Annotated in this window: 21 protein-coding genes; 14 read left to right on the top strand and 7 right to left on the bottom strand. The window is 62.1% G+C overall.

The features are described from left to right. Position 1: 1 nt before the first annotated feature. The 4 genes from B9Z45_RS13135 (at position 2) to bchO (ending at position 5292) form a co-directional block, all read left to right on the top strand. Entirely contained in the window at positions 2-1252 is a 1251-nt protein-coding gene (locus B9Z45_RS13135) for a Coenzyme F420 hydrogenase/dehydrogenase, beta subunit C-terminal domain (RefSeq protein WP_108407676.1), read from the top strand. Positions 1253-1317: 65 nt separating this feature from the next. After that, positions 1318-2352, top strand: a complete 1035-nt coding sequence (gene bchI, locus B9Z45_RS13130) for a magnesium chelatase ATPase subunit I (protein WP_108407675.1) — start codon at positions 1318-1320, stop codon at positions 2350-2352. Between the two features lie 15 nt (positions 2353-2367). After that, entirely contained in the window at positions 2368-4347 is a 1980-nt protein-coding gene (locus B9Z45_RS13125) for a magnesium chelatase subunit D (protein ID WP_108407674.1), read from the top strand. A gap of 57 nt (positions 4348-4404) precedes the next feature. Next, the gene (gene bchO / locus B9Z45_RS13120) at positions 4405-5292 is read left to right on the top strand and encodes an alpha/beta fold hydrolase BchO (RefSeq protein ID WP_108407673.1); all 888 of its coding nucleotides are present in this window, start codon (positions 4405-4407) and stop codon (positions 5290-5292) included. Between the two features lie 84 nt (positions 5293-5376). Here bchO and B9Z45_RS13115 read toward each other — a convergent pair whose 3' ends face one another. From B9Z45_RS13115 to B9Z45_RS13085, 7 genes are all read right to left on the bottom strand, one after another. After that, positions 5377-6210 (bottom strand): B12-binding domain-containing protein, encoded by an 834-nt coding sequence (locus B9Z45_RS13115; RefSeq protein ID WP_233252198.1) that lies wholly within the window; start codon positions 6208-6210, stop codon positions 5377-5379. A 240-nt stretch (positions 6211-6450) separates the two neighbouring features. Next, on the bottom strand, positions 6451-6957 hold the full coding sequence (locus B9Z45_RS13110) for a TspO/MBR family protein (protein WP_108407671.1): 507 nt from the start codon (positions 6955-6957) through the stop codon (positions 6451-6453). Between the two features lie 64 nt (positions 6958-7021). After that, positions 7022-8230 (bottom strand): geranylgeranyl diphosphate reductase, encoded by a 1209-nt coding sequence (locus B9Z45_RS13105; RefSeq protein WP_108407670.1) that lies wholly within the window; start codon positions 8228-8230, stop codon positions 7022-7024. Continuing rightward, a complete protein-coding gene (locus B9Z45_RS13100; protein ID WP_108407669.1) occupies positions 8227-9606 on the bottom strand; it encodes a BCD family MFS transporter in 1380 nt (459 codons plus the stop codon). Before B9Z45_RS13100 ends, B9Z45_RS13105 begins: the two co-directional genes overlap by 4 nt. Beyond that, positions 9603-10526 carry a chlorophyll synthase ChlG gene (gene chlG, locus B9Z45_RS13095; RefSeq protein WP_108407668.1) on the bottom strand — a complete coding sequence of 308 codons (924 nt, stop codon included), beginning with the start codon at positions 10524-10526 and terminating at the stop codon, positions 9603-9605. Before chlG ends, B9Z45_RS13100 begins: the two co-directional genes overlap by 4 nt. A 73-nt stretch (positions 10527-10599) precedes the next feature. Beyond that, positions 10600-11988 (bottom strand): transcriptional regulator PpsR, encoded by a 1389-nt coding sequence (gene ppsR, locus B9Z45_RS13090; protein ID WP_108407667.1) that lies wholly within the window; start codon positions 11986-11988, stop codon positions 10600-10602. 131 nt (positions 11989-12119) lie between these two features. After that, positions 12120-12926 (bottom strand): B12-binding domain-containing protein, encoded by an 807-nt coding sequence (locus B9Z45_RS13085; RefSeq protein ID WP_108407666.1) that lies wholly within the window; start codon positions 12924-12926, stop codon positions 12120-12122. A gap of 247 nt (positions 12927-13173) precedes the next feature. On the opposite strand from B9Z45_RS13085, the gene bchF reads away from it, so the two are divergent. The 10 genes from bchF to puhC are packed head-to-tail and all read left to right on the top strand — an operon-like array spanning position 13174 to position 25442. Continuing rightward, complete coding sequence (gene bchF / locus B9Z45_RS13080; protein ID WP_108407665.1) at positions 13174-13689, top strand: 2-vinyl bacteriochlorophyllide hydratase; 516 nt, start codon at positions 13174-13176, stop codon at positions 13687-13689. After that, positions 13686-14984: a ferredoxin:protochlorophyllide reductase (ATP-dependent) subunit N gene (locus B9Z45_RS13075; RefSeq protein ID WP_108407664.1), complete on the top strand. Its 1299-nt coding sequence runs from the start codon at positions 13686-13688 to the stop codon at positions 14982-14984. Before bchF ends, B9Z45_RS13075 begins: the two co-directional genes overlap by 4 nt. Before the next feature lie 17 nt (positions 14985-15001). After that, positions 15002-16597 carry a ferredoxin:protochlorophyllide reductase (ATP-dependent) subunit B gene (bchB, locus tag B9Z45_RS13070; RefSeq protein ID WP_108407663.1) on the top strand — a complete coding sequence of 532 codons (1596 nt, stop codon included), beginning with the start codon at positions 15002-15004 and terminating at the stop codon, positions 16595-16597. A 25-nt stretch (positions 16598-16622) separates the two neighbouring features. After that, complete coding sequence (locus tag B9Z45_RS13065) at positions 16623-20396, top strand: magnesium chelatase subunit H (protein ID WP_233252197.1); 3774 nt, start codon at positions 16623-16625, stop codon at positions 20394-20396. After that, positions 20393-21304, top strand: a complete 912-nt coding sequence (bchL, locus tag B9Z45_RS13060) for a ferredoxin:protochlorophyllide reductase (ATP-dependent) iron-sulfur ATP-binding protein (RefSeq protein WP_108407661.1) — start codon at positions 20393-20395, stop codon at positions 21302-21304. The genes B9Z45_RS13065 and bchL overlap by 4 nt, the downstream gene beginning before the upstream one ends. Positions 21305-21333: 29 nt before the next feature. Further along, a complete protein-coding gene (gene bchM, locus B9Z45_RS13055; RefSeq protein WP_108407660.1) occupies positions 21334-22041 on the top strand; it encodes a magnesium protoporphyrin IX methyltransferase in 708 nt (235 codons plus the stop codon). Further along, positions 22038-23489 (top strand): BCD family MFS transporter, encoded by a 1452-nt coding sequence (locus tag B9Z45_RS13050; RefSeq protein WP_108407659.1) that lies wholly within the window; start codon positions 22038-22040, stop codon positions 23487-23489. Before bchM ends, B9Z45_RS13050 begins: the two co-directional genes overlap by 4 nt. Before the next feature lie 32 nt (positions 23490-23521). Next, positions 23522-24286: a photosynthetic reaction center subunit H gene (puhA, locus tag B9Z45_RS13045; RefSeq protein ID WP_108407658.1), complete on the top strand. Its 765-nt coding sequence runs from the start codon at positions 23522-23524 to the stop codon at positions 24284-24286. Next, entirely contained in the window at positions 24283-24966 is a 684-nt protein-coding gene (gene puhB, locus B9Z45_RS13040; protein ID WP_108407657.1) for a photosynthetic complex putative assembly protein PuhB, read from the top strand. The genes puhA and puhB overlap by 4 nt, the downstream gene beginning before the upstream one ends. After that, complete coding sequence (puhC, locus tag B9Z45_RS13035; RefSeq protein WP_108407656.1) at positions 24963-25442, top strand: photosynthetic complex assembly protein PuhC; 480 nt, start codon at positions 24963-24965, stop codon at positions 25440-25442. Before puhB ends, puhC begins: the two co-directional genes overlap by 4 nt. Positions 25443-25459: the final 17 nt, after the last annotated feature.

Genomic DNA, 25459 nt, shown 5'->3' with positions numbered 1-25459 from the left:
CGTGCTGGAGGAACGTCAAACCGCCGGGCCAGCAGACCCGGCCCCCCAACGCAAGCTGTGCACCGATTGCGGCCTGTCACGCACCAGCGACCCCAAGCGTTGTGGTCAGGCCTGCCAGTTCATCCAGCCCGATTACCCCGGACTGGAGCAGCGGGTGCACGGCCGCCAGCGCCAGCAAAACACCACGCAAACCGATGAGCTGTTTTTTGGGCCTTACCAGCAGATCCTGAGCGCCCGCATGGACCCGCCCACCCAAGGCGCGCAATGGACAGGCATCACCACACGTCTGGCCGAAGTGCTGCTGGAAAAAGGCCTGGTCGATGCGGTGATCGCGATGGCGGCAGACCCACACGACCGCTGGCGCCCACGCCCGGTGGTGGTGACACGCGCTCAGGATATGCAGCAATGCCGGGGCATGCGCATGGGCTATGCGCCCTTGCTCAGCCTGGTCGAGCCTGCGCTGGCACAGGGGCACAAACGCCTGGCCGTGATCGGCATCCCCTGCCAGATTTATGCCCTGCGCGCCATCCAGCCACAACTGGAAAGGGAGCAAGGCCTGGAGCAGCTTTATGTGATCGGCACGCCTTGCTCGGACAACACCACGACTGAAAACTTCCACCAATTTCTGGGGCTGATCTCGGACCGCCCACAAGACATCAGCTACGTGGAGTTTCGTGCCGACTACAAGGTCGAGGTACGCACCGACCAGGGCGGCAAGCGCCTGATCCCCTTTTTGAACCTGCCCTTGTCCACATTGCCGCCTGACTTTTTCCCGCTGACCTGCCGTACGTGTGTGGACTACACCAATGTGCTGTCCGACATCACCGTGGGCTACATGGGCGGCCACGGCCAGCAGTGGCTGCTGGTGCGCAACGCCAGGGGCCAGGCGCTGCTGGACGGGCTGCAAGGCCAGTTGGTCACCAGCGCTCCCATCAGCAAAGGCAGGCGCGAAGGCCCGGTGCGGGGTTTCATGGCCAACACCGAGCGTGCCGCCGGCGGCCTGCCCTTGCGACGCATGCCGGCTTGGATCAAGCCGCTGGTCAACTGGCTCATGCCCCGTGTGGGGCCGCGCGGCCTGGAGTTTGCCCGTGCGCGGGTCGAGATGAAGGCCATTGAGTCGATCCTGCACCTGCGCCGCGAGGCACCTGCCCGCATCAAGAACATGCTGCCCCGGCATGTCTGGGACCTGGCGGCCCGCTACGGCCTGAAACCCGAATCTGACAAAGTGGACACATCGGCCGACAAACTGTAAATTTAACTTGACACTTTGCCGCGTCTTTTGGATGATGGCCCGAGAACAGTTTTGCGGAACGCCCCATGGCCTTGACCTTCCCTTTCGCGGCCATCGTTGGCCAAGATGAAATGACCCTCGCCATCCAGGTGGTGGCGGTTGACCCCTCGATTGGCGGTGTGCTGGTTCTGGGTGACCGGGGCACCGGCAAATCAACCGCCGTTCGGGCGCTGGCCGACCTGCTGCCCCCGATCAAGGTGGTCAAGGGTTGCCCTTACCGCTGTGACCCCGACCAAGCTGCAGGCGCCTGCCCGGTCTGTCAAGCCAGCCAGGCCAAGGACCCGAAAAACAAAATTGTCAGCGAGCGCCAACCTGTGGCGGTGGTCGACTTGCCTTTGGGGGCCACCGAAGACCGGGTGGTCGGTGCCCTCGACCTCGAAAAAGCCCTGTCTCAGGGCATCAAGCAATTCGCACCCGGCTTGCTGGCCCAGGCGCACCGGGGCTTTTTGTACATCGACGAAGTCAACCTGCTCGACGACCACCTGGTGGACCTGCTGATCGATGTGGCGGCCTCGGGTGAAAACCTGGTGGAACGTGAAGGCCTGAGCGTGCGCCACCCCGCCCGTTTTGTGTTGGTGGGCAGCGGCAACCCCGAAGAAGGCGAATTGCGCCCTCAGTTGCTCGACCGCTTTGGCCTGTCGGTACAGGTGCGTACCCCGCAAGACCTGGCGCTGCGGGTGAACATCATCAAGCGCCGCGATGCGTTCGACAAAGACCCAGCCACCTTCAAGGCGCTGTGGCAAAAAGACAACCAGAAACTGCAAAAACGCATCGTCAAGGCGCGTGAACTGCTCGGCCAGGTGCAGGTGAGCGACGACATGCTGATGCTGTGCGCCCGGCTGTGCCAGCAACTGGGCACCGATGGCCTGCGGGCCGAACTGACGCTGTTGCGTGCCACCCGCGCCTTTGCCGCGCTGCAAGGCCATTTGGCCGTGAAACCCGAACATTTGCAAAGCATGGCCCCACTGGCACTGCGCCACCGCCTGCGGCGCAACCCTCTGGACGACACCGATTCGGGTGCCCGCGTGCAGCGCAGGTTGCAAGAAGTGCTGGCTGCCTGAAGTGGGCCTGCACGCATGAAACTCAAACCCGCCACATCAAGCTCTGACACCACGCCCTTTGAGCGGTGGACAGAGGCACTGACCACGCTGCAACTGCTGCAGATGGACCCGCAGGGCTTTGGCGGTATTTGCCTGCGGGCACCGCATGGCCCGGTGCGCGAATGCTGGCTGGGTGCTTTGGCCAGCCTGGGGTTGGCAATGGTCAAGGTGCCAGGCTCGGTGGACGCCGAACGCCTGCTGGGCGGAATCGACCTGGCCCGCACCCTGCAAACCGGGCAATTGCAGACACAGGCTGGGTTGTTGCAGCAAGCTGACCAGGGCCTGGTGCTTTTGCCCATGGCCGAGCGCCTGCCGCCTGCCCTGCTGGCGCCCTTGGTGCAGGCCCTTGAACAAGGCCAGGTGCCACCCACAAGGCACAGCGGCGCGCCTACTGCCACCCGCTTTGGGGTGATTGCACTGGACGAATCCCTGCCCGACGAACCTGGCGTTGGCCCCGCATTGCAGGAACGCCTGGGCATATGGCTCGATCTGCACGAACTCTCTCCCTCGGACATCCATGCAGGGTGGCTCGATGGCTCCAAAATCGAGTCGGACAAGCTGCACATCAAGCTTGGCCCGGAGGCACTGGCCCGCGCCCGCCAAGGCTTGCCACAGGTGCTGGCCACCGATGCACAAGTTCAGGCGTTGTGCGCGGCCGCTTTGGGCCTGGGCATCGGCTCTTTGAGGGTGCCGAGCTTGGCGCTGCGTGTGGCCTGCGGCCATGCGGCACTGAACGGGCGCAGCACACTGCAAGACGAGGACCTGGGCTTTGCCGCCCGTTGTGTGCTGGCCCCCCGCGCCACGCAATGGCCTGCCGAGCCCACCTCAGAGGAAGCCGCTCCTCAGACTCCACCGCCCGAGAGTGACACCGCAACCACCGAAACACCGCCTCAAGACCCTGGCGAAGCGCCCAAGGATTTGGCGGACGAGTCAAAAGACAAATCCCCGGACGATGCCCCCAAACAAGCACCCGAACCCAGCGCCGAAGACCTGCAAGAGATGATGGTCGCGGCCGCCCTGGCCAGCTTGCCGCCGCACATGCTGGACGCGCTGATGACCCGCCAAGGCGCGCCCAGCCACAACAGCTCTGGCCGCAGCGGCCAAACCCGCGCAGGCCAGCAACGCGGGCGTCCTTTGCCGCCCCGACCGGGCCGTCCCGGTGGTCATGCCCGGCTTCATGTGCTGGCCACCTTGCGGGCCGCTGCGCCCAAGCAGCGGCTGCGCCAAAGCGCACAGTTTCATCCGCTGAACGCACCGAACACCCCCAACGAACTGCACGCACAGACTGCTCAGAACCTCGCAGGCACGCCCAACCCGACCTCCACCCTGCCCAGTGGCCGCGTGGCGATCCGCGCCGAAGACTTCCACATCCAGCGCTACCAGCAGCGCGCGTCGAGTTGCCTGATCCTGGCGCTGGACGCTTCGGGCTCGGCCGCTTTGCAGCGCCTGGCCGAAGCCAAGGGCGCCGTCGAGTTGCTGTTGCAGCAATCCTATGCCCGGCGCGACAGCGTCTGCATCGTGTCGTTCAGGGGCGCACAAGCACAGCTGCTGCTGCCCATGACGCGCTCGTTGGTGCGGGCCAAACGCGCCATGACAGGCTTGCCCGGTGGTGGAGGTACACCGCTGGCGCTGGCCCTCAAAATGGCACACGAACAGGCCGCGCAGTTGCAGCGTCAAGGCATCACGCCAATTTTGGTGGTGCTGAGCGATGGCCGCGCCAACGTGACCCTGCAAGGCCTGGGGGGCCGCGCGCAGGCACAGACCGATGCACAAAGCTGGGGCCAGCAATGGCGCCTGAGCGGGCACCGGTCCTTGTGGATCGACACCTCCCTGCAGCCCGACGCACAAGCCCAGCAACTGGCCACCACCATGGGCGCGAGCTACCTGCCCATGCCGCAAGTGCAGGCCCAGCGCATGGCGCGGGCGATGGAGCTGGTGCGCAGCCCCAGCGCATGAAGCACCCCATGCGCCCTAGCCCCTTGACAACGCCATCCCATCGTCGCCAAGACCCACATGTTTGAAAGCTTTTACCCCAGCATGTCCTGGGCCGATCACCGGGCCCATTGGCCACACGCTCAGCACAGCCGTTTTGTGCAAGCGGGCGGCATTCAGTGGCATGTGCAAAGCATGGGCCAAGGCCCTTGCATGCTGCTTTTGCACGGCACCGGCTCGGGCAACTTCAGCTGGCGCGGCCTGATGCCTGCGCTGGCGCAACACTTCACGGTGATCGCCCCCGACCTGCCTGGCCATGCCTTCACCAGCAGGGGACCGGAACACGCCCTGTCGTTGCCGGGCATGAGCGAAGGCCTGCGGGCTTTGATGCTGCAACTGCAACTGACGCCACAGGTCATTGTGGGCCACTCTGCCGGTGCAGCCATTGCAGCTCACATGGCGTTGCACATCGACAGCATGTCTCACAGCACCCTGATCGGTCTGAACCCAGCCTGGTTGCCACTGCCCGGCGTGGCTTCGTGGTTGTTTGGTCCTGCGGCCAAGTTGGCCGCCCTGAACCCATTGTCAGCCTGGGCCACCGGCAAAATGGCGGCCAAACCGGGTGCGGTGGCCGACTGGCTGTCGCGCACCGGCTCCACCCTCGACAAAGAAGGGCTTGCGCTCTATACGCGCGTGCTGAGCGACTCGGGTCATGTCCATGGCGTGCTGTCCATGATGGCGGCCTGGCGCCTAAAGCCCCTGGCAGCTCACCTGCACGAGCTGCGTAACCCGGTGTTCATGGCCATCGGAGAAAACGACCAGACTGTTCCGCCGGCACTGGCCGATGAAGCCTGTCATCGTTTGCGGCAAGCCCACAAAACAATTCAAGCCGGACTGGGTCACCTGGCCCACGAAGAAGACCCCATAGGTACCGTGCAGCACATCTTGCGGTGGTGTACTCAAGGATAAGTTCTGGGGTTGCCACCAGCCCATAAGGCGCGGTGACGCACAGGCACCGGTTTGTCGGTTGACGGCTTGTCAGTGGGCGTCGGGCTAGGCCGACCGGATCAGTTGCTTGACGGCGCCAACAGCCTCTCGCGCGTCGGTGAAAATCGCATCGGCACCCAAAGTCTGAGGGCTGAAGGTTTTCAGCAAGAAAATCGGCCCGCCCAGCACCACCTTGACCTTCGGGTTGCCCGAGTTTGCCCTCAGGTTTTCAATCAAGGCAGGCAGGCTCTGCAACTGTGCTTCCAGCGCCACAGAAATGCCCACCACGTCAAACCATTCATTGGCCAGTGCGCGCGACAATTCTGACGCTGTTGAAGCAATTTCGAGCACCACATCGGCGCCAGCCTTGCGGAAAAAGTCAGCCACGATCGTCAGCCCCAGAAAATGCTGGGATCCAGGGGCGCAGGCCAGCATGACCCTTTCCTTGTCCCCCCCATCATGGGGACCTGCCTGAGACTCGTAACCCAACCGGTAAATCATCTGGTGCATCATGGCCAAACCGCAAGTGACCTGCGTGAAGTCACACAAGTCCTGATCCCACAAAACACCCAGATGGCGTGCAGCGGGGGTAATCAGTTCCAGAAAAATTCGGTCTTGCGCCAGTCCTCTGGCCATCAGGGCGTCGACAATGCGGTTGGCACTGAGGGAATCGCCAGAGACGCAATGTTGCGTGAATGCCAAAAATTCAGGCTGTGAATCGGCCGTCAAAATCTCTGGTTGGGCCTTGGCCTTTGCAGGAAAGAATTGCTGGACATTCAGCAATCTCGGAATGATCTGCTTTTCAATCACCGCCAACAGTGACTCTTTGCAACCATCTTGCAGGTTGCCAACCTGTTTGAAGACGTGTGATTGCCCCCCCAAGCCATTGAACTCAGACATGCGCGTTCCTTGCAGCATGAGCGTATCACCCTTGGGTAAGGTGAAAACCGAGGCGACTATCCGCCAGCGACATAGCATGCCGGTCCGCTGCTGCAGACTGATTTATAAAATCATTGTCCTTTCCAGGCAAGCATGAGAAACCCTAGATTGACAAACCCAAAAGGCTAGGTTATTAACGACCAGTTCATATTGAATATCAATGGTCTGGATTTCATGTCGCTTTGGCCACAGCGATTCATTTCATCCCAAAACCCCCACAAAAGGCGCGTTGAGTTGAACCGTCTGCCAGTTCAGCACTGCGGCAATGCTGACCCAGACCCAGTAGGTGGTCAGCAGCAAACTGGCCCATCGGGACAGGCGCCACAGGCCCAGGATCAGGGCCACGATGGACAGCCAGAGAAAAACAACCTCGTACATCGCCCAGTCCGGGCGCTGCAGCTTGAAGTAAAGGGCGCTCCATAAAATATTGAGCAGCGCGTTCACACCAAACAGCCAGGCGACTCGACGGCGAAGCGCTGGTGAATCAGCCGCTTGCCAGGCCAGCCAAGCACTGACGGCGCACAGCGTGAAGATGGTGGTCCAGATCACGCCAAAGGCGGCATCGGGTGGTTTCCAGGCGGGGTGTCGCAAGGCAAAGTACCAAGGCCCCAGATCGGTCAGGGCGCCACCTATGCCTGCCGTGGCGTAGCTCAAGACAATGGCCAGTGCCAGTTGGGCCAAGGATTGTCGGCTCAAGCGTGGATTCATGAACGCCCTCTCTTGCCAGGCATGCGGCCCATTGCGGCGGGGCTTGTTGCACTGTCCACCCGGCTCATGTTCGCGCCAAGCCCAGCAGGTGGGCCATGTCCTTGAGGAAGATGCGCACATGCGCCATCGGGTCTTTGCGCGCCAACTCCTTGTTCATGTACGACTCAAAGGTCAGGCGTTGCACATCACGGTCTTCGCAAATCTTGACGAATTTCTCGCGGCGGCGATCATTCTGGTACCAGAAATACTGCATCACCCCCAAAATCCAGAACACGCGGCCGTGCTGTTTCATGAAGCTTTTGCGACCTTGCTTGAGGCAGGCGCCGTTGCCGGTCTGCAAAGCCTGGTGGGCCGCTTTTGCCACGCGACGGGCGCAGTCCATGGCGTAATAAATGCCTTCGCCCGAAGACGGTGCCACCACCCCTGCGGCATCACCCACCACCACCACATCGCGGCCGTTGTCCCATTGCGGCAAGGGCTTGAGGGGAATCGGCGCGCCTTCGCGGCGCAATGTGGGCGCGTGTGTCAAGCCCGCGATGGCACGCAAACGCGCCGTGGCGCTGCGCAAGGAATAGCCTTTGTCGGCGCTGCCCATGCCCACGCTCATGGTCTTGCCGTGCGGAAACACCCAGCCATAAAAGTCGGGTGAAACTTCGCCCTGGTAATAAACATCGCAACGTGCCGCGTCGTAACCTGGCTGCCCCACAGGGGACTCGATGATCTCGTGATAGGCGAACACGTATTTGGTTTTGTGCGCATTCGGAATGGCCTGGCGCGCCACTTCCGACCTTGCGCCATCGGCCCCCACGACCATGCGGGTGCTGACCCTCACGGGTTTGGCGTGCTCGCTGGCCGCGTGTTCTTTGGGCGTCACCGGGGTGTAATGCACCCACAACTGACCGCTCTCGTCGTGCACCAGTTTGTCAAAAAGCGCCTGGCATCGCACAGCGCCTGACTGGGCGGCGCGCTCGCGCAAATATTCGTCGAACTGATCGCGATCCACCATGCCCACAAAGCCGTTGTCGATCGGAATGTCGACCTGGTTGTCCGAGGGTGAAATCATCCGGGCGCAACGCACTTTGGCCACCAGCAAATGGTCGGGGATGTCAAAGTCCTTGATCAGTCGGGGGGGGATCGCACCGCCGCAGGGTTTGGTGCGGCCCTGACGGTCGAGCAACAAGACACGCCATCCTTGGCGCACCAGGTCGTGCGCGGCCGTGGCACCCGAAGGCCCACCACCCACGACGACAAAATCGTAATCGGTCTGGTTCATGAGGTCGACCCACCTTTCATCAATAAGGAACTGTCAAATTGCAAATTGGCACGTTGTTGCGGGCCATCGCGCAGTCGCGAGGCCAGTGCAGCAGACACCGTAAACATGAGCGCTTGCATGGCAAACACAGCGGCATAAGCCGTGCGTTCTTCCCCGAGCAGGGCGTGGGCCAGGTCGCTGGCCGCTGTCCCCAGTAAACCACCCAAGCCAAAGGCCGCGGCCTGAGCCGCGCCCCACAAACCCATGCGCGTGCCCTCACGGCCGGCGCCACCTTGACCCGCCAGACGCATCATGGTGGCAATGGCAGCAATTGAAAACGCGCCATTGGCCACGCCCAGAAACACCACATTGGCCCTGAGCGGCCAGACCGTTGCCAGGGCTGAACTGCAAAGACCCACGGTGGCCAGTGCCGACACCAAACAGCCGCCCACCATCCAGGCCTGCACCGAACCCAGACGCCCGCCGACCCAGCGCGAACCAGCCCCTGCCACCATCAGCATGCCGATCAGCACGCCCATGTGGTGCCATCCCGAAAGCTGCGTGGTCTGCCCCGGCGAAAAACCATGCACCGCGCCGGCGAAGGGCTCCAAAATCAGGTCCTGGGCGCTGTAGGCGAGCATGGACATGAAAACAAACACAGTGAAAGTGCGCGCGGCGGGCTCGGACCAGACTTCGCGAAAAGCCTCTTTGAAGTTCTGTTTTTGCAAGCGCTCATTGCCCATGCCCGGAAAGCGCTCAGAGCCGATGTGGGCGTCAGTGTCAGCGTCTTTGTGGGGGTATTTTTCCAGCCCCCACAAACACACCGCCGTGAGCAGTGCGGTGCACAAACTCAAAGCTGCCGACACCTGAAGCAACACCTGAGGGGTGTACGGGTCAATGAGTTTGCCCACCACACCGGCGGTCACGGCAAAACCCAAAATCATCATCATCCACACCGTGGTGGCCGCCGGCGCACGGCGGTCTTCGGGCACTTGCTTGGCCATCAGGGCCAGCAGCGATGTGCCGCAAGCACTCACGCCAAATCCGATCAAACTGAACGCCAGCAGCGCCAGCGCAAAACCACATGCAGGCTGGGTTGCCATCCAGACCGTAGCCGAGGCGGCCATGACACCACCCACACCCAACACGAGCATGCCGCCCATCATCCAGGGGGTACAGCGGCGGCCCTTGTCAGCGCCAAAGCCCATGCGCGGGCGCACCATCTGCACGGCGTAATGCCAGGCCACCAGAAAGCCGGGCAGCAAAGCGGGCAGCGCCAGTTCGACCACCATGATGCGGTTCAGTGTGGACGTGGTCACCACCACCACCGCGCCAAGACAGGCCTGAACCAGGCCCAGGCGGATGATTTGAAACCAACCAAACGTCGATGTGCTCATGCGACCCCCAGGGGTTGAAGTTGGCGCAAGCCCCAGGCACTGACCATCATGCCGCTCACAAACAACGGAACGCCAAAAGCCGACAGGTGCAAGGCGCGCGCAATCGGCTCGCGCAAAAACCGCGCCATCAATGGCCACTGCAACAAGGCCAACACCAAGACAGCGACGGCATGCCAGGGCAATTGCCAGTTCAGCAGACAAGCCGCCACCAAGCCCTGAGGCAACAGCATGAACAAGCAGGCAGCTTTTGCGGCGCCCTGCGCACCCAATTGCACTGGCAACGAGGCCACGCCCATGCGGCGGTCACCTTCGATGGCCTTGAAATCATTGAGCGTCATGATGCCGTGTGCGCCCACACTGAACAACAACGCCAGCGCCAGCGAATGGAAGCCAGGCCAGGCGCCACCCAGCATGACGGCGGTGCCGGTCAGCCAGGCAAGTCCCTCGTAGCTCAAGGCGCAGGCGGAATTGCCCCACCACCCGTTGTTTTTCAGGCGCACTGGCGGTGCGCTGTAGGCCCAAGACAACACAATTGCCAAAGCACAGGCGGCAAAGCCCCATGGCCCCATCAAGGTTGCCCACAGCAAGGACAGCACCGTCCAGCCAATGGCGATGCCTAAGCCCCAGCGGCCAGGCATGCGCCCCGAGGGAATCGGGCGCTGGGGTTCGTTGATGGCGTCGACATGGCGGTCAAACCAGTCGTTGACGGCCTGGCTGCTGGCACACACCAAGGGGCCTGTGAGCACCAGGCCCAGCAACAGCAGCCCCCATTGCTCACTCAGGTTTTGGCCAGAAGCCACCACGCCACAGGCGAAAGCCCACATGGGTGGAAACCAGGTGATGGGTTTGAGGAATTCAGCCACCGTGCCCAGCGCAGGACGCGTGCGTGGGGGCGTGAGGGCGAGGGGCGGGGTGTCCATGCCCCCATTGTGGAGAGAGTTTTTAAAATGTCAACCGGGGTTGACACTGAGTGTCAACCTGGCGCGTCACACTTCAGTGGCTTTCGGCCTCAACCTCGGCCACCATGCCGAATCGGCGGAGTTTGACGTACAGACTTTGGCGCGACAAGCCCAGCATTTCCGCTGCCGACGCGCGGTTGTTGTGGGTCAACTCGAGCGCAGCCTCGATGCACATGCGCTCGATGGTATCGACCGTCTCGCCAACGATGTCCTTGATCGGGCGACGCCCCACCAGTTGCGACAACTCGGCAAACGGGTGCGCCTGGGTTTGTGCCAAAGACGCGCCACCCTGCAGCCTGCGGTCCATGTCGCGCACAAAAAAGGCATACATCGGCTCGGGCCGGGCCAGGCACACTGCCGAGACCTCGACAGGCAGGGTCATGCCCGACAAAGTGCGCACTTCAGTGGCGAAATTACGAACCGGCAATTGCTGACGCAAGCTGGTGTTCAGCACGCCCCAGTCAACCGCACCGCGCAGCAACCAGCGCTCCATGCTTTGGCCCACGACCTGCGACGAAGCCGTCAGGCCCAGCAAAGCCATGCCTTCTTCGTTGACACTTTTGATCACGCCTGAGGTATCGGTCAGCAACCACCCATCCGGAAAACGCTCCATGGCTTCGCTCAGCGCAGCCGAGGAACCGGCGACCGTACGCGATACGGTCACGGCCTCGCGGGTCACCAGACGCACGAGGAACTGGGCCCCGCCCTCTTGGCGAAACACCGTGGCCGAGACGGTCCAGGCAGAGGGCAGGCCTGCCACGCGGGCTGAGCACATTTCGATTCGGCCAGTGGCCAGCGCCATGCGCAACAAGGATTGCACCTCACCCTGGCTGTCGGCTTCAAAACATTCGCGCACATCGCGACCCACCAGGCGTTTGCCTGCGTCCTTGAGCAACGACTGTGCACCCACGTTGGCTTCGAGCACCCTCTGGGTGCTGGCGTCCACCATCAACACGGCTTCAGACGAGGTGTCAAACAGCACCCGGTAACGCGCCTCGATATGGCGCAGTCGCAAATAATCGCGCTCCATCGACTGCTGGGTTTCTACCAGCCGACGCTGCAACTCGGCCAGACTTTCCAGATCGCGACCCATAGCCAGCAATTTTCCGCCGCCAAGGGGCAAGACCACATATTGCAAAGCCACCTCGTTGCCCATGGGAGAGGTGTGGTTGACATGGCGCCAGCGCATCACCTCGGGCACCCCCTGAGACTGCAGCATGTCCTGGATTTTGATTCGGCTTTCGCTGGTGACGGTGTCGATCCAGCGGCGGCCGATCCAGGCCTGACAGCCCAGAGAAGCCAAGGTGTCGCGTCCGGTTGAAACGTCCTCAATCACCCCGTGAGGGTCCATGACCAAGGTGAGATCCGACACCACCCCCAGCAACTGGGAGAAGGTGGACGGATCCAGAGAGGGAAGCTTCATGTTGTAAACCAAACACGTTTGAGTATCAAGAAGTTGACACTTGAATTTGTCATACCAGTATAGGCCTTATCAACAGGTTAGAACCATTTAATTGAGTTTCCAATGTCATACAACACACAAAACAAGGGGGTTCATGAGGCTTTGGGGCCGCCCGAGGGCATGTTTTGACTGATTCGGCGGACCGTGACAGGCGCATCTTCAGCAATGACTTCTGCAGCCAAGCATCGCAAGCGATCTGGTGCCAGCAAAGCCATCGGGCCACCCACAAAAATCTGCATGCTCAGGTTGTCAGAGCTGTCTTTCAACTGGGGCAACAAAGCCGCCAGCGTGTCCAGATGCCGATCGGTGCTGACCGACAAGCCCACGGCATCAAACCAGTCGGACTGAAACAGGCGCTTGAACTCGGGCACATCCTGCGGCACCCCCACCGTCACAGTCCAGCCGGCCCGTTTGAAGAATTCACTGAGCATGAACAGCCCCATGCTGTGCTGGGCGCCTGGCTCGGTCAGCAAAAGAAGGCTCCAGCCGTTGCGCTCCTGAGGAGCTTCCTGCAAAAACTCGACACTGAAGTCGTGCAGCAGCTGCTGCAAATGACAAGACGCGATGGTGGTCATGGCGAAGTCCAGGCGGTCAGCCCCCCACCATTGCCCCAGCAAACGCGCACAAGGCGTGATGCCTTGTAGATAGATGTCTTCCAGGGACTGCCCTTGGCGCTGCCAGCCAAAGACGACTTGTCGCGCAGCGTCCAGGCCCTGCAAACAGGCCTGCGCGAGGATCTGGATTTGGGCCAGGTCGATGGCCGACTTGCCCGTGAAAGAAGTCCCCCCCACCAAGCGAGGGCCAACCGGCGCCCCCTGCCTCAGGGCTTCGGGCCAGTGATGTGCCACGCCCGGCACAGAAGGCAGGGAGAGCGGGTTTTCGACATTGAATTGCGCCATGACAAGCACCGATCATCAGAGGAATACACCAGCGGCAGACTCCAACTTGTTGAAGTGCGTGTCGCAAGAGCTGCATTGAGCCGGACACCGAAACGCCACGACTGAAATCAAAACCGAGTGTCAGTTGATTCCATGCACTTGTATTGAGTGTAAACCCTAGAGTTACAAAATATTGTCAATTTATGTTGACACAATGTATGTCCAGTCTTACATTCATTCTACGCCCAACCGCCAAACAAGGTTCTTCATGCCCGCATCCTCCCCCCAGGTTTTGTACACGCCAGCGCAACGCGCCCGGCGTGACGCGACCGCCTGGACACTGGTGCAGGGCGTACTCGCCCCGGTTCAGTTTTTGATCTTCGGGGTCAGCCTCTACTTGGTGGTGCGCAGTTTGCAGACCGGCGAGCACACAGACTGGGCACTGGGCTCGGTGGTGCTCAAAACCATCGTGCTTTACACCATCATGGTCACTGGCGCCATTTGGGAAAAAGTGGTGTTTGGTCAGTACCTTTTTGCCCCCGCATTCTTTTGGGAAGACGTGGTCAGCATGGGCGTCATGGCCTTGCACACGGCTTATGTGTGGGTGTGGTGGCAGGGACAGTGGAGCGCCAACGACCAGCTCCTGCTGGCCTTGGCCGCCTACATGAGCTACGCGGTCAACGCTGCGCAATACATCCGCAAGCTGCGCATGGCGCGCCTGCAAAGACAACCCGCAACCCAGCCCAACACTTTGCCCGACTCGGGTGCACAGGCCAGCGTATGAGCACCGTCATCCCGATCCGCGCAGAAGCTTCCGGTTGCACCGATGTGGTGCCTTTGGTCGAACGCGGCCAACGCGAAGTGTTTTGCGGCCTGACGGGCATCATCTGGCTGCACCGCAAAATCCAGGATGCTTTCTTTTTGGTGGTCGGCTCACGCACCTGTGCGCACCTGATCCAGTCGGCCGCCGGGGTGATGATTTTTGCCGAGCCCCGCTTTGGCACCGCCATCATCGACGAGCGTGACCTGGCGGGCCTGGCCGATGTGCACGAAGAACTCGACCGCGTGGTCCAGCAGTTGCTGGCGCGCCGGCCTGACATTCGATTGCTTTTCCTGGTCGGCTCTTGCCCCTCCGAAGTGATCAAACTAGATCTGTCGCGTGCTGCAGAGCGGCAAAACCAGATCCACCAACCGGCCGTGCGCGTGCTCAACTACTCGGGCAGCGGCATCGAAACCACGTTCACCCAGGGTGAAGACGCCTGCTTGGCCGCGATGGTTCCAGGATTGCCCTCCCTTGCAGCCACAGCCTTGTCCAACGAAACAGCCCCCGCGCTGATGGTGGTGGGCACCCTGGCCGATGTGGTCGAAGACCAGCTGCGCAACTTGCTTGAACGCATGGGCTTGCAAGTCAGCTTTTTTCCACCGCGCAACTCCCAGACCATGCCGGCTGTCGGCCCACACACCCGCTTTTTGCTGGCCCAACCCTTTTTGGCCGACACCGCCCGTGCTTTGCAGGCGCGTGGCGCGCAGCACCTGCCCGCGGTATTCCCACTGGGCGTGGAAGGCACGACCGCCTGGCTGCAAGCAGCCGCCACCGAATTTGATGTAACGCCCGAAGTGTTCGAACAAGCCACCGCTGCCCCGCGCCAGCGCGCCGAAAAAGCCCTGGCCGTGCAACGCGAAATGCTGCAAGGTCAGCGCATCTTTTTCTTCCCAGACTCGCAGCTCGAAATTCCCCTCGCCCGTTTTGTGCACCGCGAATTGGGCATGGACCTGGTGGAAGTAGGCACACCTTATTTGCACCGCCAGCACATGGCCGCCGAGCTGGCTTGGTTGCCCGCAGGCACCCGCATCAGCGAAGGCCAGGACGTGGACCGGCAACTCGACCGGTGTCTCGCCGATGCGCCCGATCTGGTGGTGTGCGGCCTGGGCCTGGCCAACCCACTGGAGGCCCAGGGCATCACCACCAAGTGGGCCATCGAGCTGGTCTTCACCCCCATTCAGGGCTACGAACAAGCTGCCGATCTGGCAGGCCTGTTCAGTCGCCCGCTCAAGCGCCGCCTGAAGCTGGCTGCCTGAAAGCGCAGGAACACCCCATGCAACTGACGCTCTGGACTTACGAAGGACCACCCCACGTGGGCGCCATGCGCATCGCCACAGCCATGCGCGATGTGCACTACGTGTTGCACGCACCGCAAGGCGACACTTACGCCGATTTGTTGTTCACCATGATCGAGCGTTTGCCGCGCCGCCCACCGGTCACGTACACCACCTTCCAGGCGCGCGACTTGGGGGGGGACACCGCAGAACTCTTCAAGGACGCTGCCCGCCAGGCCATGGAACGCTACAAGCCAGCGGCCATGCTGGTCGGATCGTCTTGCACTGCCGAACTGATCCAGGATGACCCGGGTGGTCTGGCGCAGGCCCTGAAGCTGCCGATTCCAGTGGTGGCCCTCGACCTGCCCTCTTACCAGCGCAAGGAAAACTGGGGCGCCAGCGAGACCTTTTACCAACTGTGTCGCCATCTGGTCCAAAAGCCTGGCGACAAAGTGGCCAAGGCCCGTCCCAGCTGCAATATTTTGGGCCCGAGCGCCTTGGGATTTCGCCACCGCGATGACGTCAAGGAGATCACCCAACTGTTGACCCAGCTGGGCGTGGATGTGGCAGTGGTTGCGCCCCTGAATGCCTGCGTGGCCGACCTTCAAAAGCTGGCTGAAGCCGACTTCAATGTGGTGCTGTACCCCGAAATCGGCCTCGCCGCTGCGCAATGGCTGCAGCGCCAGTTCGACCAACCCTTCACCAAAACCGTGCCCCTGGGCAGCCACGCCACACGCGACTTCATGGCCGAGGTCTGCACCCTCACCGGCCTGCCTGTGCCCGCACACGACCCCGACAACGCACACGCCCACTGGTATGCCAAATCGGTCGACTCGACCTACCTGACGGGCAAGCGCGTTTATATTTTTGGCGATGCCACGCATGTGGTGGCCGCCGCCCGCATCGCCAGCCAGGAGATGGGCTTTGAGGTGGTGGGCCTGGGCACTTACAGCCGCGAATTTGCCCGAGAGGTGCGCGATTGCGCGAAGCTCTATGGCGTTGAAGCCCTCATCACCGACGACTACCTTGAGGTCGAGACCCAGATCAACGCACTGCAGCCCGAGCTGATTTTGGGCACGCAAATGGAGCGCCACATTGCCAAGCGCCACGGCATCCCCTGCGCCGTCATTTCAGCCCCGGTGCATGTACAAGACTTCCCGGCGCGCTACGCCCCGCAAATGGGTTTTGAAGGCGCCAATGTGCTGTTTGACACCTGGGTTCACCCGCTGATGATGGGCCTCGAAGAGCATCTGATCGGCATGTTCCGGGAAGACTTCGAATTTCATGCCGGTGCGGCACCCTCACACCTGGGCAGCACCCGCCCGGCAGCAGACAGGGCCATGCCCGCAACCACTGAAGCCAAAGTTTCAACAGAGACCCTGACACCCGTCAGTGTGCAAGCTGTCGCAGCCCCGGCCCAAGCCGCTTCGAACCAGGCCACCTGGAGCCCCGAAGCCGAAAAGGAGCTGGGCAAGATTCCGTTCTTTGTGCGTGGCAAAGCCCGCCGCAACACCGAGCGATTTGCCCAAGACCTGGGCGTGGTCACCATCACCGTGGAGACCCTCTACGATGCCAAAGCCCATTTCAGCCGGTAAGCAGGCACCCTCAAGCGCACCCCGCATGAGCGTGGTGCTGCTCACCATGGACAGCCACCTGGCCAGTGCCGCCGACAGCGCCGCGCAGCGCCTGGCCGAGCAACTGCCTGGTCTGCACCTGCAAACCCACAGCGCCTCGGCCTGGCGCGACAGCGACAGCGCCCTGGCCGCCTGCCTGGCCGCAGTGGCGCAAGCCGACATCGTCATCGTCACCATGCTCTTCATGGAAGACCATTTCCTGCCCGTGCTCGATGCCCTGCAGGCGCGGCGTGGCCATTGTGATGCCATGGTTTGCATCATGTCGGCGCCTCAGGTCACGCAACTCACACACATGGGCAAGCTGGTCATGGGCCGCGAGTCGGGTGGGTTGATGGCCTTGCTCAAAAAACTCCGCCCCAGCGCCAAAAACAAAGACACAGGCGAAGACAAAGGCGCTTCGGCCAGCGCAGGCTCCAAGCAAATGGCCATGCTGCGCCGCCTACCCAAACTGCTGCGCTTCATCCCCGGCACCGCCCAGGATTTGCGCATTTTCTTCCTGACCATGCGCTACTGGCTGGCCGGTTCTGAGCACAACATCGAGCAGATGGTCAAAACCCTGGTGCACCGTTACGCCCAAGGGCCCCGCGAACACCTGCGCGCCCTGGCTCAGCCTGAAGATCCGATTGAATACCCCGAGGTCGGCCTGTACCACCCGCAGATGAAAAACCGCATCAGCGAACAGTTGAGCGACTTGCCCGGCCATGGCCGCAAAGACCAGCCTGCCGTGGGCCTGCTTTTGCTTCGTTCTTACTTGCTGGCGGGCAACACCGCGCATTACGATGCGGTCATCACTTCCTTGCAAGCGCGAGGCCTGCGGGTCATTCCGGCTTTTGCCAGTGGCCTGGATTCGCGTCCTGCCATGGACCGTTTTTTCAAAGAGGACAGCGGCTCGAAGATCCAGTCTTTGGTGTCGCTCACCGGCTTCTCGCTGGTCGGTGGCCCCGCCTACAACGATGCCAGCGCCGCCGAAGTGGCCCTGAGCGAGCTTGATGTGCCTTACATCGCCGCGCACCCGCTGGAGTTCCAGACAATTGAGCAATGGGGCACCTCCACGCGCGGCCTGCTGCCAGTAGAAAACACCATCATGGTGGCCATTCCAGAACTGGACGGCTCGATATTGCCCATGGTCTATGGCGGCCGCCCCGGCCCCGCAGGACAAACGTGCAATGGCTGCGACAAGCACTGCACCTTCCCCAGCGGCCCGCGCAGCCAGGACATGTTCACCTGCACCGAGCGCACCGAAATGCTCACCTCGCGGATCGAACGCCTGGTGCGTCTGCGCCACAAGCCCCGCGCCGAGCGCAAGCTGGCCATTGTGCTGTTCAACTTTCCACCCAATGCCGGCAGCGTGGGCACCGCCGCTTACTTGTCGGTCTTCCAGTCGCTGTTCAACACCCTGCAAAGGCTGTCCAGCGAAGGCTATCGGGTCAAGCTGCCCGACAGTGTGGACGACTTGCGCAACCGCCTGCTGCAAGGCAATGCCAGCCAGTACGGCACGCAGGCCAATGTGTTGCACGCCATGGACACCGCACACCATGTGAAAAACGAACGCTGGCTCCACGAGATCGAAGCGCAATGGGGCCCCGCCCCGGGCAAGCACCTGACCAACGGGCAATCGCTCTTCATTCTGGGCGCAGACTTTGGCCAGGTGGTGGTGACTGTGCAACCGGGCTTTGGCTACGAAGGCGATCCGATGCGCCTGCTGTTTGAAACCGGCTGCGCCCCCACCCACGCCTTCAGCGCCTTTTACCGCTACCTGCGCGATGACTATGCCGCTGACGCGGTGCTGCACTTTGGGACGCACGGCGCACTCGAATTCATGCCTGGCAAACAAACCGGTTTGTCGGCCCAATGCTGGCCCGACCGCCTGATTGGCGCCCTGCCCAACATTTACCTCTACGCAGCCAACAACCCCTCCGAAGGGGCTTTGGCCAAGCGGCGCGGCGCGGCGACCCTGGTCAGTTACCTGACCCCCTCTCTAACCCACTCCGGCCTGTACAAAGAGCTGGTCAGCCTGCAGCAATCGATAGAGCGCTGGCAGCAAATGGGCCCCGACCAAGCACTGGACCGCACCAGCCTGGGTGAACTCATCCACGAACAAGCCCGCGCCATCGACCTGACAGTGCCTGCCGCCTTGGGCGATGACCACACCCCCTGGATCGAGCAACTGCAAAACCAATTGCTCGAACTCGAATACGCGCTGATTCCTGAAGGCCTGCACGTCATGGGCCAAGCACCCACCCGCACCCAACGGCTGCAGACACTCAAGGTCATGGCCGATGCGATGGGCCTGAGCACCCGCCTGGACACCCCTGACTTCATGGAAGCCCTGGTCGATGGGGCCAGCCAAGCCCAGTTGAGCGCCAGCCTGCAAGACAACGAAGACAAAGGCCAGGCCGAATCCTTGCGCCAACTGGTACGCACCAACCGCCTGCTGGGTGAAGACCACGAAATGGAAGGCTTGATGCGCGCCCTCGATGGTCGCTACCTGCAACCCGCTCCTGGCGGCGACCTGATCCGCAATGCCGACGTGCTCCCGACTGGCCGCAACCTGCATGGCCTGGACCCTTTCCGCATGCCCTCGGCCTTTGCAGTACTCGATGGCAAGCGCCAGGCAGACAAGCTGCTGGCCCGCTACGCCCAGGACCACCAGGACCTGCCAGAGACCGTGGCCATGGTGCTCTGGGGCACCGACAACCTCAAGACCGAAGGCGGCCCATTGGCACAAGCCCTGGCCCTGATGGGCGCCGCCCCGCGCTTTGACAGCTACGGGCGCTTGGCAGGCGCCATGCTGGTGCCACTGGCCGAACTGAAGCGTCCGCGCATCGATGTGGTCATCACGCTATCGGGCATCTTCCGTGACCTGTTGCCTATGCAGATTCGCTTGCTGGCCGAAGCGGCATTCATGGCTGCCAGCGCCGACGAGCCCACCGAGCAAAACTTCATCCGCAAACACGCGCTGGCCTTTATGGCCGAGCACGAAGGCAGCGACCTCGAGTGCGCATCACTGCGGGTTTTTGGCAACACCGAAGGGGCCTACGGCGCCAACATCAACCACCTGATCGACAGCAGCTGCTGGGAAAACGAAAACGAGCTGGGCGATGCCTTCACCCAGCGCAAAGGCTTTGCTTACGGCCGTGAAGGCCGTCCGGTGCGCAACACCGCCGTGCTGACCAGTGCGCTGGCCAGCGTGTCACTCACCTACCAAAACCTGGACTCGGTCGAACTGGGCGTGACCAGCATCGACACCTACTTTGACACCCTGGGCGGCATCAGTCGTGCCGTGCTGCAAGCCAAACACCAACGCGACGGCAACGCCGCCGAAGCCCCTCCGGTTTTCATTGGTGACCAGACCCAAGGCGAGGGTGTGGTGCGCAGCCTGACCGAGCAAGTGGCCCTGGAAACCCGCAGCCGCATGCTCAACCCCAAGTGGCATGAAAGCATGTTGCAACACGGCTACGAAGGCGTGCGGCAGATCGAAGCCCACCTGACCAACACCATGGGTTGGTCCGCCACCACCGGTCAAGTCCAGCCCTGGGTATACCAACAGTTGGCACAAACCTTTGTGCTCGACCCGGCGATGCGCGAACGCATGGCCCAACTCAACCCCACCGCATCGGCCAAAGTGGCCAACCGCCTGCTGGAGGCTACCCGCCGCCAGTACTGGCAACCCGACGCCGAAACCATGTCAGCTCTGCTGCGTGCCGGCGAAGAACTTGAAGACCGCCTTGAAGGCATACAAGAAGGACTCCCAGCATGATCGAAACCACCAGCATCCCCGTGAACAGCATCCAGAGGGTACGCGGCGCAGACGGCGAAGGCAGCGTGCAGTTCCAGATGGACCCCTCCGTCAAGATCGGCACGGCCAAAGTTTTTGCGGTCTATGGCAAGGGGGGGATCGGCAAAAGCACCACCTCTTCCAACCTGTCGGTGGCCTTCAGCAAGCTGGGCAAACGGGTGCTGCAAATCGGCTGTGACCCCAAGCACGACTCGACCTTCACCCTGACCAAAAAACTCATGCCCACCGTGATCGATGCGCTCGAGTCGGTGGACTTTCATGCCGAAGAGTTGCGCCTGGATGACTTTGTCTTCAAGGGCTACAACGGCGTGATGTGCGTGGAAGCTGGCGGCCCGCCAGCTGGCACTGGCTGTGGCGGCTACGTGGTGGGCCAGACCGTCAAGCTGCTCAAGGAGCACCATTTGCTGGAAGACACCGACGTGGTGATTTTTGATGTGCTGGGCGACGTGGTGTGCGGTGGTTTTGCCGCCCCGTTGCAACACGCTGACCGGGCGCTGATTGTCACAGCCAACGACTTTGACTCTATTTTTGCCATGAACCGCATCGTGCAGGCGATCGGCGCCAAGGCCAAGAACTACAACGTGCGTCTGGGCGGTGTGATCGCCAACCGCAGCGATGCCACCGACCAGATCGACAAATACAACGCGGTGGTGGGCCTGAAAACCATGGCGCACTTTCCGATGCTCGACGAGATCCGCAAGAGCCGCTTGCAAAAGTGCACGCTGTTCGAGCTGGAAGCCACACCGGCCGTGAAAGCCGTGCAGGACGAGTACATGCGCCTGGCTGCAGCGCTCTGGCTGGGAGCCGACCCGCTGCCCTCCGTGCCCATGAAAGACCGCGATATTTTTGACCTGCTCGGTTTCGATTGAACCCGCTGGTTTCTGACTGAAAGCACCCCATGAACAGCACCGCCTACGAACAACGCCGCAGCCAGATCGAGCACTACTTTGACCGCACCGCGGCCGATGCCTGGGCGCGCCTGACATCGAACGAGCCGGTGGGCCGCATCCGCGCCACCGTGCGCGCCGGGCGTGACACCATGCGCGAAACCCTGCTGTCGTGGTTGCCACAAGACCTGCGCGGCCTGCGCGTGCTGGATGCCGGCTGCGGCACCGGCGCACTGGCTCTGCAAGCGGCCCTGCGCGGTGCTGAGGTGGTGGCCATCGACCTGTCGCCCACCCTGGTCAAGCTGGCGGCCGAGCGCATGGCAGCCGAACACCCCACACTGCCCGGCTCGGTGAAATTTTTGTCGGGCGACATGCTCAGTGCAGACCTGGGCCACTTTGACCATGTGGTGTGCATGGACTCACTGATCCATTACGACTGTGAACAAATTGCACACGCCCTGGCTGGACTGGCCCAACGCACACAAGGCTCGATGGTGTTCACTTTCGCGCCCCGCACGCCGCTGCTGGCCCTGATGCACAGCGCGGGCAGGCTGTTTCCGCGCAGCGACCGCTCCCCTTCACTCTCGCCTGTGGCGCACGCCGACTTGCTGCAACGCATGCAAGGACACAGCGACCTGCAAAGCTGGCAAGGCGCACGCATGCAGCGCGTGGCCAGTGGCTTTTACACCTCACAAGCCTGGGAGTGGACACGCTCATGAAACTGCGCATCCCGGTTCCACGCTGGATCACGGCCTACGGCACGCGCTTCATGCCGTTTGCCGATGCGGCCTCGCCCGAACTGCCCATGGCGCGCTTGCTGCGCCTGTCGCTGTTTCAGGTGGTGATCGGCATGGTCACGGCGCTGCTGGTGGGCACGCTCAACCGGGTCATGATTGTCGAGCTGCATGTGCCCGCCTGGTGGGTGGCCCTGGCGGTGGCCATTCCCATGGTGTTTGCCCCGCTGCGCACCCTGATCGGTTACCGCAGTGACACGCACCCCTCGGCGCTCGGTTTGCGCCGCATTCCTTACATGTGGACAGGCACCTTGCTGTTGTTTGGTGGTCTGTCCATCATGCCCTTTGCCCTGCTGCTGCTGTCGGAACCAGAAAGCCCCAACCTGTGGGTGGGCCAGATCGGTGCATGCCTGGCCTTTGTGTTGGTGGGCGCGGGCATCCAGGTCACGCAAACTGCTGGCATGGCATTGGCCCACGACCTGGCCACCGACGACAAGCGCCCCCGTGTGGTCGCCTTGCTCTACAGCATGCTGCTGATCGGCATGATCGCCAGCAGCACGGTGTTTGGGCTGGTGCTCGATGACTTCACTCCACAAAAACTGATTCAGCTGGTGCAAGGCTGTGCCGTGCTGGTGGCGGTGATGAACCTGACCTCGCTGTGGAAGCAAGAGGCTCGGCAAGCCAAACGTGGTCGCCGCGCTGCAGGCGGTTTTGCCCACAGCTGGCGTGAACTGATGGCGCAACCCCAGATGCGTCGCTTCATGTGGACACTGGGCTTGGGCACCTTTGCCTTCAACATGCAAGACATCGTGCTGGAACCCTACGCCGCCGAGATTTTGATGCTCGACGTGGGCATGACCAGTGCCCTCACAGCCCTGAGTTCAGGGGGCGCCTTGCTGGCCTTCATGGTCTCGGCCCGCTGGCTGTCTGGTGGGCTGCATGCCTGTCGCCTGGCCAGTCTGGGCGTGCTGTTGGGCTTGCCTGCTTTTGCGATGGTGATTTTTTCTGGCCCCCTCGAAGCGGCCTGGCTGTTCCGCTGCGGCGTGGGCCTGATCGGCTTCAGCGGCGGCCTGTTTTCAGTAGGCATGCTGGTCACCGCAATGGGCATGGCCCAAGACGGCAGCCGACTGAGTGAGCTGGGCGGTCTGGTCATCGGCACCTGGGGCGCCGTGCAAGCCACCAGCGCTGGTGCGGCCATGGCGCTGGGCGGCGCACTGCGCGACGGTGTGTCGGTGCTGGCCATGTCGGGCGCCATGGGCGAGGCCCTGGTCACACCCATCACGGCCTACAGCTTTGTCTACCACCTCGAGATTTATTTGTTGTTTGTCGTGCTGGTGGCCTTGGGCCCCATGTTGCGATCCAGCCGCCTGGCCGCCCGTGCAGCCAGCAGCAACCCACCCACCCCGTTTGGCCTGGCGCAACTGCCAAGCTGACGATTGACCATTTTTTTTGAAGGAGCACAGCCATGGAAACAGGCGCAATCACACAGTACATCGATGTGGCCCAAATCGTTTTGTACATGTTCTGGGCGTTCTTCGCGGGGCTGATTTATTACCTCTTGCGTGAAAACCACCGCGAAGGCTACCCGATGGACTCTGGCCGCGAAAACGGCCCCAAGATCGACGGCTGGCCACCCGTGCCCGAGCCCAAGGTCTTCAAGACACAAGATGGCCACACCTACCTCTCGCCCGATCTGGCCCGCCCTGATGGCGAATACAGCGGCCAGCCCACACACGGCTGGAACGGTGCGCCGCTTGAGCCTGTGGGCGACCCATTGCTGGCAGGCGTGGGGCCTGGCGCCTGGGCCATGCGCGCCGACACGCCCGACATGGACCCGCACGGCCACCCCAAGATCGTGCCCTTGCGCATCGCCACGGACCACTCGGTGGCCAAGCAGGATGTGGACCCCCGCGGCCTGCCCGTCTGGGGTGCTGACAAAGTGATCGCAGGCACCGTGTGCGAACTCTGGGTAGACCGCATGGAGATGCTGTTTCGCTACGCCGAAGTGCAACTGGCCGGCTCCGATAAACGCGTCTTGCTGCCCATGACCTTTGCGCGCATCAAAAAAGACGGCACGCACGTGCAAGCCATCCTCGGCCACCAGTTTGTCAACGTGCCCCAGACAAAATCGAATGAGCAGATCACCTTGCTCGAAGAAGAAAAAATCACCGCCTATTACGGTGCAGGCACCTTGTACGCGACCCCTGAGCGCCAGGAACCCATCATATGAAAGCCACCCACGAACACGAATGGGAAGCCGCTCCCGGCTTGCCCAGCGCTTTACCCAAGGGCGAGCGCGTGGTCTGGCAAGGTGCGCCAGACTGGCGCAGCTTGGCGGTGCATGCCTTCCATGTGCGCAAGATTGCCCTGTACTTCGCGCTGATGCTGGCGGTGCAAGCCATCAACCTGACGGCGCCTGAAGGCGGCGCCGGGATGAAACCCCTGACGGTGGTGGACTGGAAACCGCTGGTGGTGGCTGCCGGTCTTTACGCTGTTGCTTTGGCGCTGCTGTTAGGCACCGCCTGGTTGTCAGCGCGCAGCACGCTGTATACCCTGACCAACAAGCGGGTGGTCATGCGCATTGGCATCGTGCTGACGCTGACTTTCAACCTGCCCTTCAAACGCATCGCAGCCGCCTCCCTAAAGCCCCATGCACGTGGCATGGGTGACATCGCCCTGGCCCTGAACCCCGAAGACCGCATTGGCTGGGCGCACCTGTGGCCGCACCAGCGTGCCTGGCATATCAGCCAGCCCCAACCCACCTTGCGTTGTGTGCCCAATGGTGCGCAGGTGGGTGAACAACTGCTGAACTTGTGGCGCGCAGAACGCGCTGGGGAAAGCCTGCGCATGGCCGATGCATCCTCAGCGCCTGCTTCCCAAGCCCCTCACCAACAAGGCATGCTGGCATGAACACCTTGCCCAAGACACATTGGTCCACCCAGAACCAGCGCCTGAGCCTGAACCGCTCCATGGCCTGGATCGGCGTGCTGCTGCTGGCTCTGCTGGTGGCCATCGGTCTGGCCAGGTGGTCAGGGCTGGACCCCCGCAGCCCTGACGCCGCCGTGCAGTGGCAACGTGCCTTGCAGTTTCGTGACCTGCCCGGTGGCGACATCGCCGTGCTCGACCAGAGCACAGGCCGGCAAGTGGCCAGCTTCACGGGTGAACAAGGCTTTTTGCGCAGCAGCTTGCGCGCCCTGGCCAGAGAGCGCCACCGCGAAAAAATCAGTGGCGATGGCCCTTTTCTGTTGATTGGGCGCACCGATGGCCGTCTGACCCTGCTCGACCCCAGCACCCATCAACGCATTGACCTCGAATCGTTTGGTCCCAGCAATGCGGCCGTGTTTGCCAGCCTGCGCCTGGCAGGCACCGAGACCACACCCCGTTGAACCTGACCCACACTGCA

Origin of the sequence: Limnohabitans sp. 2KL-17, from assembly GCF_003063415.1 — a bacterium.
GTDB lineage: Bacteria > Pseudomonadota > Gammaproteobacteria > Burkholderiales > Burkholderiaceae_C > Limnohabitans_A.
The sequence above is the reverse complement of the archived record's forward strand: the minus strand, read 5'-3'. Positions and strand labels throughout refer to the sequence as shown.

What these genes read in the sequence shown, in the direction of transcription:
- chlG (WP_108407668.1), bottom strand. Translation starts at nt 10,526, where the DNA reads ATGGACACCCCGCCCCTCGCCCTCACGCCCCCACGCACGCGTCCTGCG.
- puhB (WP_108407657.1), top strand. Translation starts at nt 24,283, where the DNA reads ATGAAAGCCACCCACGAACACGAATGGGAAGCCGCTCCCGGCTTGCCC.
- bchF (WP_108407665.1), top strand. Translation starts at nt 13,174, where the DNA reads ATGCCCGCATCCTCCCCCCAGGTTTTGTACACGCCAGCGCAACGCGCC.
- B9Z45_RS13100 (WP_108407669.1), bottom strand. Translation starts at nt 9,606, where the DNA reads ATGAGCACATCGACGTTTGGTTGGTTTCAAATCATCCGCCTGGGCCTG.
- B9Z45_RS13075 (WP_108407664.1), top strand. Translation starts at nt 13,686, where the DNA reads ATGAGCACCGTCATCCCGATCCGCGCAGAAGCTTCCGGTTGCACCGAT.
- B9Z45_RS13085 (WP_108407666.1), bottom strand. Translation starts at nt 12,926, where the DNA reads ATGGCGCAATTCAATGTCGAAAACCCGCTCTCCCTGCCTTCTGTGCCG.
- bchL (WP_108407661.1), top strand. Translation starts at nt 20,393, where the DNA reads ATGATCGAAACCACCAGCATCCCCGTGAACAGCATCCAGAGGGTACGC.
- bchB (WP_108407663.1), top strand. Translation starts at nt 15,002, where the DNA reads ATGCAACTGACGCTCTGGACTTACGAAGGACCACCCCACGTGGGCGCC.
- puhC (WP_108407656.1), top strand. Translation starts at nt 24,963, where the DNA reads ATGAACACCTTGCCCAAGACACATTGGTCCACCCAGAACCAGCGCCTG.
- bchM (WP_108407660.1), top strand. Translation starts at nt 21,334, where the DNA reads ATGAACAGCACCGCCTACGAACAACGCCGCAGCCAGATCGAGCACTAC.
- B9Z45_RS13115 (WP_233252198.1), bottom strand. Translation starts at nt 6,210, where the DNA reads ATGTCTGAGTTCAATGGCTTGGGGGGGCAATCACACGTCTTCAAACAG.
- puhA (WP_108407658.1), top strand. Translation starts at nt 23,522, where the DNA reads ATGGAAACAGGCGCAATCACACAGTACATCGATGTGGCCCAAATCGTT.
- B9Z45_RS13125 (WP_108407674.1), top strand. Translation starts at nt 2,368, where the DNA reads ATGAAACTCAAACCCGCCACATCAAGCTCTGACACCACGCCCTTTGAG.
- B9Z45_RS13110 (WP_108407671.1), bottom strand. Translation starts at nt 6,957, where the DNA reads ATGAATCCACGCTTGAGCCGACAATCCTTGGCCCAACTGGCACTGGCC.
- B9Z45_RS13050 (WP_108407659.1), top strand. Translation starts at nt 22,038, where the DNA reads ATGAAACTGCGCATCCCGGTTCCACGCTGGATCACGGCCTACGGCACG.
- B9Z45_RS13105 (WP_108407670.1), bottom strand. Translation starts at nt 8,230, where the DNA reads ATGAACCAGACCGATTACGATTTTGTCGTCGTGGGTGGTGGGCCTTCG.
- bchO (WP_108407673.1), top strand. Translation starts at nt 4,405, where the DNA reads ATGTTTGAAAGCTTTTACCCCAGCATGTCCTGGGCCGATCACCGGGCC.
- B9Z45_RS13065 (WP_233252197.1), top strand. Translation starts at nt 16,623, where the DNA reads ATGAGCGTGGTGCTGCTCACCATGGACAGCCACCTGGCCAGTGCCGCC.
- bchI (WP_108407675.1), top strand. Translation starts at nt 1,318, where the DNA reads ATGGCCTTGACCTTCCCTTTCGCGGCCATCGTTGGCCAAGATGAAATG.
- ppsR (WP_108407667.1), bottom strand. Translation starts at nt 11,988, where the DNA reads ATGAAGCTTCCCTCTCTGGATCCGTCCACCTTCTCCCAGTTGCTGGGG.